This window comes from bacterium, from assembly GCA_020440705.1.
Lineage (GTDB): Bacteria > Krumholzibacteriota > Krumholzibacteriia > LZORAL124-64-63 > LZORAL124-64-63 > JAGRNP01.
The window spans coordinates 1-7,060 of record JAGRNP010000157.1 but is presented as its reverse complement, the minus strand read 5'-3'; the positions used below and the strand labels follow the sequence as shown (position 1 = coordinate 7,060).

Annotated in this window: 7 protein-coding genes; all 7 read left to right on the top strand. The window is 70.0% G+C overall.

Annotated features, from left to right (window positions below; translation table 11 throughout):
• Nucleotides 1–553: TatD family hydrolase (locus KDM41_16325; protein MCB1184995.1), on the top strand; the 553-nt coding region annotated here is incomplete at its 5' end.
• An 18-nt stretch (nucleotides 554–571) separates the two neighbouring features.
• On the top strand, nucleotides 572–1,423 hold the full coding sequence (gene rsmA / locus KDM41_16320) for a ribosomal RNA small subunit methyltransferase A (protein MCB1184994.1): 852 nt from the start codon (nucleotides 572–574) through the stop codon (nucleotides 1,421–1,423).
• Nucleotides 1,420–3,486 carry a hypothetical protein gene (locus tag KDM41_16315; GenBank protein MCB1184993.1) on the top strand — a complete coding sequence of 689 codons (2,067 nt, stop codon included), beginning with the start codon at nucleotides 1,420–1,422 and terminating at the stop codon, nucleotides 3,484–3,486. Before rsmA ends, KDM41_16315 begins: the two co-directional genes overlap by 4 nt.
• Before the next feature lies 1 nt (nucleotide 3,487).
• Entirely contained in the window at nucleotides 3,488–4,096 is a 609-nt protein-coding gene (locus KDM41_16310) for a hypothetical protein (protein MCB1184992.1), read from the top strand.
• A 108-nt stretch (nucleotides 4,097–4,204) separates the two neighbouring features.
• On the top strand, nucleotides 4,205–4,828 hold the full coding sequence (locus KDM41_16305; protein MCB1184991.1) for a hypothetical protein: 624 nt from the start codon (nucleotides 4,205–4,207) through the stop codon (nucleotides 4,826–4,828).
• Between the two features lie 189 nt (nucleotides 4,829–5,017).
• A complete protein-coding gene (locus KDM41_16300) occupies nucleotides 5,018–6,496 on the top strand; it encodes a divergent polysaccharide deacetylase family protein (GenBank protein ID MCB1184990.1) in 1,479 nt (492 codons plus the stop codon).
• The gene (locus KDM41_16295; protein ID MCB1184989.1) at nucleotides 6,486–6,902 is read left to right on the top strand and encodes a hypothetical protein; all 417 of its coding nucleotides are present in this window, start codon (nucleotides 6,486–6,488) and stop codon (nucleotides 6,900–6,902) included. The genes KDM41_16300 and KDM41_16295 overlap by 11 nt, the downstream gene beginning before the upstream one ends.
• Nucleotides 6,903–7,060 lie beyond the last annotated feature (158 nt).

The following is a 7,060-nucleotide window of genomic DNA, read 5'->3' as shown; positions in this document are numbered from 1 at the left end:
CGAGGTGGTCGCCATCGGGGAGATCGGCCTCGACTTCTTTCGCCACCTCTCGCCCCGTCCCGCCCAGTACGGGGCCCTGACGGCCCAACTCGAGCTGGCCGACCGGGTGGGCCTGCCCGTGGTCTTCCACGTCCGCGACGCCTGGACCGAGATCCTGGACCATCTGGACGCGGTCGGCCCGCCGCGGGCCGGGGGCGTGCTGCACGCCTTCAGCAGCGACGCCGCGACGGTCGACTGGGCGCGGGAACACGGTTTTCTGCTGGGCATCGGCGGGCCGGTGACTTATAAAAAAAGCCAGTTGCCGGAACTCGTGGTCCGGGCCGGTGTCCAACTCCTGTTGCTGGAGACGGACGCCCCCTGGCTGCCTCCGGTTCCCCATCGGGGCCAACGGAACGAATCGGCCCTGATGGCGCACACCCTGGACAAGGTCGCCGCGTTGCTGGAGCTGCCGGCCGCCGTGGTCGCGCGCGAGACCACCCGGTCGTTCGCCCGCCTGTTCGGGCCGTTCGCCGGCACCGAACCGGATCCCGGCGCGGACCCGAACGGCTCCTGACGGCGCTCCGGAGTTCACTTGCAACGCAGCCAACAGACACTCCTGCGCGAGTACGGCATCCGGCCCGTGAAGAGGCGCGGCCAGAACTTCCTGGTCGACGGCAACCTGGCGCGCGCCATCGCCCAGGACGTGCTCGCCCTCGGCGACCGCGTGCTCGAACTGGGCGCCGGCGGCGGAGCGCTGACAACGCATCTCCTCGCCGGGGCCGCCCGGGTCGTCGGTGTCGAGGTCGACCGGAACCTGTGCGCGCTGCTCACCGCCGAACACGGCGACCGGCCCAACTTCCGCCTCGTCGAGGGCGACCTCGCCCGCCTCGACTGGCCGGCGACGGTGGCCCTGGCGGGGCCCCGCCCCGTGATCGCGGGCAACCTGCCGTACGTGCTGACCAGTAAGGTTCTCTTCGCCGTGGCCGATCTCAGGCAGGAGGTCGCCGGCGGCGTCTTCATGGTGCAGAAGGAGGTCGCCGAGCGGCTCGTCGCCGTGCCGGGCGGCAAGGACTTCGGCATCCTCGCGGTGGTGCTCGGGGCCGTCTTCGACGTGCGCATCGTGCGGACGGTGCCGGCCGCGGTGTTCTGGCCGCGGCCCGAGGTGGCTTCCGCCGTGGTGGCGCTCGTCCCGGCGGCGGCGCCGCCGGGCGGCCCCTGGGGCCCGGACGAATTCGCGACGTTCATCCACACCGTCAAGACCCTCTTCGGACAGAGGCGCAAGACCGTGCGCAACCAGCTGAGACAGCACTGGAACCTGGACGGCGACGCGGCCGACGCCGTGGCGTCGCGGGCCGGCATCGACGCCGACCTGCGACCGGAGCAGCTCGCCGTGGCGGACCACCGGCGGCTCGCCGCCGCGTTGGCCGGGGCAGGGGCGCCATGAGCGGCATCCGGGCGGGGGGCGCGGTGCGGCGGTGCCGGGACCTGGTCCTGGCGGCCCTGCTCGTGCTGGGGGCGGGAACGGCCGCCGCGCAGCAGGAGGCCGCGCGCGACACGGTGGTCGCCGACGACGCCACCCAGGTCGGCGGCGCCCTGATGAGCGTCACCAACCAGGCCGCCCAGATGCAGGACGGGACCCAGGTCCAGACCTACAGCCAGGCGGGCCTCTTCACCAAGTTCACGGTGACACCGAAGGCCGGCGTCAAGGCCAACGTGCGGCAGAACACCTTCTACGGCGAGGTGATGACCAACGTCGGCCTCATGCGCGGCGGCAACTTCGTCAACAACCTGAAGTGGAACTACGAGGAGTACCGCAAGCAGGACAAGAACGTCGAGCGACGCAACGTCAACTTCAACTACGGGTTCGGCCAGCAGCTGCCGCTGGTCGTGCGCATCGACGGCGACTGGTCGTGGAGCCACGACAAGACGGTGAACACGGCCGGCTTCAGCAACCTCTTCGCCCAGGACAACAAGAGCCTGCGGCTGGCCGCCTCGAAGACGAAGCACCGCCTGGGCGGCCTCATCCACAGCTTCCGCGTCGGCACTTCGTTCGACGACCGTGTCAGCGAGAACCAGAACACGCCCAACAACGCGCGCGAGGGGTCCCTCGACGGCGGCCTGCAGACCGGCTGGGAGATCGCCGACGGGGTCGTCCTCGCGGGACGCGTCTACGGCCGGACCGTCTCCGGCCAGAAGACCCTCGGATTCGAGGAGGGCCCCTCGAGCACCCAGGGCGACACCCTGGGCGTGGGGGTGTACTTCGATCGCCGCTTCACGAAGGGCTCGGTCGCCGTCACGCGCGCGAATTTCGAGCGGCGCTTCCTCGACTTCCGCAAGAACTCCCAGGGCCTCATCGACACCGTCGGCATCGCCGAGGACCTGAAGGTGGTGCAGGAGCTCGAAACCAAGGACGCCACGTCGCTCGAGTTCGAGAACCAGCTGCGGGTCGTGGGCATCGACTTCCGCACCCTGGCTTCGCGCACCACCGACGACCTCGACTACGCCGCCAACGGCCAGGGCCTCAAGCAGCGCCACCTGGACAACTTCGAGGTGGGCGCGGGATCGAAGGTGGGGGTCGACTCGCTCGCCGTCATCTACACCTACGGCTGGACCTGGGACGACCAGCGCATCCAGGGCGCCACCGCCAACCGCGGCCGCCAGTACAACAAGGCCCGGGAGTTCGAGTTCGTGTGGGTCCGGCCGCTCTTCGCGGGCACCGAGCTGAAGCTGCGCACCTACGAGGGGCTCTTCCAGGACATCGCCGAGGCCGAGCACAACCAGAACGACAAGGACCGCTACCAGAACGACTTCAGCGTCGAGCTCGGCCGCCGGTGGCCGGACCGGTTCACCACGAACCTGCTCTACTCGTTCCGCAGCTCCGAGGACCGCTCGATCCGCGAAACGCGGTCGTCCAACAACAACATCAAGACGTCGTACGAGATCGCGCCCGACTACACCTGGTACGTGTCCGACTGGCTCACCTTCGGGCAGGTCTACAAGGTCTACATCCAGTACACGGACTACGTGTACTCCGAACTCGAATCGGTCAATCGCGACGACAACTACAACAAGCGCGGCAACCTGTCGACGAAGGTCACCCTCAATCCGACCTCGCGGCTGCAGGTGGAGATCCGCCACGACTACAACAAGAAGTTCAACGCCACCGCCACCGGAACCAGCACCACCGGCGGCACCTTCTATCGCCGCGACCTGAACCAGACCATCAGCAAGCTCGACCTGGGCCTCTCGTACCGGGTGGTGCCGGGGGTGATCCTCGAGGCCGCCACGTACCGCACCCGCGACGACCAGGTGCGCTTCACGACCAACAGCACCAACGAGACAACCGACTACTCGGGCGAGATCTGGGTGGGCACGCGGGTCGACCGGCAGGTGGGCGACATGCAGATCTCGGCGATCATCAAGAAGTACAACGCCTTCGGCCCGGCGGTGACCGAATCCAGCGCCGACTACTGGGAGGCCGACGCGTACGTGAAGTGGGAGTTCTGAGATGAGGCGCACCCTGCGAATCGCCGCCCTGATGGTCGGCCTGGCCGGACTGGTCGCCCCGGCGGGCTGCCTCTTCGAGCCCCGCGAGGCCGAACCGCCGGCCTCGGGCACCACCGTGGTCTACTTCGACAAGACCTCCTCGGCCAACGTGTGGGCGAACCTCGAAAAGAGCCTCGAGGCGGTCCACGCCCCCGGCTGGGAGGACAACATCAGCCAGAACACCTTCATCTACATTCCGGACACCGACGCCGAGGCCCAGTTTCCCGGGGTGTTCAACGGTTGGAACCGCGACAAGGAAGTGGCGTTCATCAACAGCTTCTACAACAGCGACGTGACCATCACGGCCCAGATGAAGGACGCCGACTTCAACGCACCGCCGGATACGGGGGCCGAGGTCGAGTGGGAGAACGTCATCTACGACATCACGGTGACCAGCAACGTCGATCAGTCCACGACCCGCTACCGGGGTTCGGCGATAATTACCTTTCGCCTCGAGGGCAGTTTTTGGTATGTTTACCAGTGGCGCGACCAGCAGGGGGAATCGGACCCCGGGACGGGTCAGCTCTTGCCCACGATGGGGGTGTTGCGGGGAACTTTTGCTAGCAATTGACCTGATAATATGGTAAATTAGAGGCAGAAAACCTCAAAATAGCGGGTTTCCTGAATTGAAATTCCCTGTCACCCCGGGGAAGCCCAGACTTCTTGGAGGACAAAAGCGATGAACACGAAGAGTTTCCTGCTGCTGGCTGCCGTCCTGATGCTGATCGCGCCGGCGGGATGCATCTTCTCGCCCGACGAGCCGGGTCCCGGGGACCAGCCGGGTCCAGGTGGCGGCTCCGAATTGCCGTTCCCCGATTCCGAGACCCAGCTGATGGAGAATTTCCGCGAGGTCTACGAAAACATGGACTTCGACGGCTACGAGGCCATGCTGCACCGGGATTTCATCACCCTGCTGCAGACGGGCACCCAGGAGGAGTTCCCCAACGTCGGCCCGACCCTCGACCGCGAGGAGGAGATCGACATCGCCCAGAAGATGTTCAGCGGGAACGCCATCACCAACAGCCAGGGCGAGCTGGTGCCGGGCATCTCGTCCATCAACTTCGAGCTGTTCGAGCAGCGCGGCGCCTGGGCCACCTCGCCCGCGTCGGACGTGATCCCGAACGCCCGCTTCGCCCAGTTCGAGGTGCGCTTCCTGTTCGACCGCGGGTCCGAATCGACCCTGCGCGTCGACGGCCTCATCAAGTTCTACGTCGTGAGCCGCGATTCCACCTCCGGTGGCGTGACGCGGCCCTACTTCCAGATGATCGGCCAGCAGGACCAGACGAACGGGCCCACTCCCTAGGGCGGGCACGGTCGAAGCTGTGGAAACGGGAGGGCCCCAGGGTCCTCCCGTTTCGTCTGCCGGAGCCCGCGGGCGCACTGGCCAAGGCGCAGCCCATGGGTTAACATGGCCCGGCGCCGGCGTCCGCCGGATCCGGCGCGGGCGCGGGAAGGGATTCCCGGCCCGTCCCTGCCCCGGGAGTGCACCGTCTTGAAGAACATCTTCCGCAGGAACCCCCGCCGGAAAGCGAAACGCAGCCAGTCGCGGGCCGGCGGCGGGCGCCGGATCGCCTGGACGGCCCTGCTCGCGACGGGCGTCGTCGTGGTGCTGGTGGGGGGCGGCCTCCTGAACTGGGCCCAGTCCCGGACGGGCAAGGCGGCCCTGCTCGGGCTCGGCGCCGACCGCAACTACGCCGACGTCCAGGCGGCCGTCGACGACGCCCTGGCGGCGGCGCTGCCGGGCTTCCGCGCCGGCCCGGCCGAGGATCCGGCCGACCACGACTGGCCCGCGCCCGCCATCGGGCCCGGGGCTCTGGTGCGCTGCCGGGTGGTGCCGGTGCCCGCGGTCGACTCCTGGTGGGACGTGCAGGCGCGCGTCGCCGCGGCCCTGGCGCCCGTGGGGGCGAAGGTGCTGTGGGGCGAGCGGGTGCCCGATCCGGCCGTGCGCGCCGCCCGCACCGCGCCCGACGACGCCACCGACCTGCTCCGCCTCGACGTGGGGGTGACGGGGCGACCGACCCACACGCTGATGCTGGTGCGGGAGGGGCGCACGCCGCCGGTGCGCTGGGGCGGCGGCCCGGGCCTGAGCCGCTGGCGCGAGTTCGCCGCCGCCGAAGGACCGGTCGTGGCCCTGGTCATCGACGACTGGGGGCACGGCAAGACACCGGCCGCCCTGTCCATCCTCGACCTGCCGATCCCGGTCACCATGGCGGTCCTGCCCGACCTGCCCTACTCCCGCCACTTCTCCCTGCAGGGCACCGAGCTGGTGCTGCCGCCGGGACGCGAGAGCGTCGCCGCGGCGGCGATGGGAACCGACGGGGCTGCCGGACGCCGGGCCGCGGGCTGCCCCGTCGACGTGGCCGTCGGGAGGCAGTCGCGCGACTGGCCGCAGCAGCGCCGCGAGATCATGCTGCACCTGCCCATGGAGCCCCAGGGCTACCCCGAGACCGATCCCGGGCCCGACGCGATCCTCGTGGGCATGGACGCCGCTGCCGTCAGCGCCCGTCTCGACGCGGCCCTGGCCACCCTCGACCACGCGTCCGGCGTGAACAACCACATGGGGAGCGCCGCCACCAGCGACCTGCCCACCATGCGGGCCCTCATGTCGGTGCTCGCGGAACGCGACCTGTTCTTCGTGGACAGCCTGACCTCGTCGCGCTCGGTCGCCTATGCCGAGGCCGTGCGGGCGGGCATTCCGGCGGCGCGCAACCGGATCTTCCTGGACTACGACAACGAGAACGAGGACGCCATCCGCACCAACCTGCTGCGGCTGGTCAAGGCCGCGCGGTCGGCCGGCACGTCGCTGGGCATCGGCCACCCGCATCCGGCCACGGCGGCGGTGCTGGCCCGGGAGATCCCGCGCCTGGTGGCCGAAGGCGTGCGCTTCGTGACGGTCTCCGAGCTCATGGCCCTGCGGGCCGAAGCGGCCCAGGTGGCGTCGTCCGGTGCGGGGGATGGCCATGGCGGCTGATGTTTTCCTGAGCCCCGTTCCCGCCGGCGACGGCCTGACCCCGCCCGACCTGCGCCCGGGCCTGGCGGCCCTGGCCGACGCCGTCGGTCTGGCCGACCTCGAGGCGGGGCCCTTGCCGGCGGGCCGCATCGCTGCCGCCGTGGTGCGCCTGTACCGGGCGACCGGGGCTGTCGTCCTGGTGACCGTGGGGGCGCTCGTGCCGTGGCGCCTGGGACATCTCGCCGCGCATCTGGCCGAACGCGTCGGCTGGCCTGCGCCCGTTGCGTGGGGCTGGGGTGTCGGCGTGGCGGCCCTGGTCCTCGCCGGCTTTCGGCTGCGGGCGCGGGTGGTCCGGCTGGCGCGGGGCGCCGTCGGCGCGGAGCGACCGGCAGCGGAAGGTGGCACCACGGGCGGAGATGGTGTGTAATGGGGGCAGGCCCCGTCCGCGCACCCCCGGAGACCGCCATGGCGCACGACCCGCACCGCCCGCCCGATCCGCACGACGGGCCGACCGACCCCGACGCCGTCGGGGCCGAGCCCCTGCCCATCGACGGCGTCCTCGATCTGCACATGTTCCGGCCCCGC